Origin of the sequence: uncultured Winogradskyella sp. (assembly GCF_947501905.1) — a bacterium.
Classification (GTDB): domain Bacteria; phylum Bacteroidota; class Bacteroidia; order Flavobacteriales; family Flavobacteriaceae; genus Winogradskyella.
The window spans coordinates 1-328 of record NZ_CANMXL010000023.1 but is presented as its reverse complement, the minus strand read 5'-3'; the positions used below and the strand labels follow the sequence as shown (position 1 = coordinate 328).

1 protein-coding gene is annotated in these 328 nt (G+C 46.6%); it reads right to left on the bottom strand.

Features of this window, described 5'->3' with window-relative positions:
- A partial coding sequence (locus tag Q0770_RS14675; RefSeq protein WP_299118191.1) for a DUF6443 domain-containing protein occupies positions 1 to 311 on the bottom strand: 311 nt, incomplete at its 3' end.
- Positions 312 to 328: the final 17 nt, after the last annotated feature.

Genomic DNA, 328 nt, shown 5'->3' with positions numbered 1-328 from the left:
TATTGGTCGTAAGCCACATGAGTAACAATATCCTCACAGCTAGCACCAGCACGGATACCAATAGATTGCTTGGCACGGCCGAGCCCATCAAAATAGTTCACAGACTCTATCTTCTCATCATTGGCCAAGCCAGAAGTATTGGTGCTTGCAATACGCGGTGCCAAGGTATGTACATAGTTCTCGTCACTGAGCGCAGTATCTGGACATGTTGGTCCGCTGCCTCCAGTAATCGTTACATTTAAGGTTGTGCTATTAGAGTCAAGAATGACCTGACCAGAACTTCCTGTGCCCCATTGTACGGTAACATACATGACAAGAGGGTTTTTGG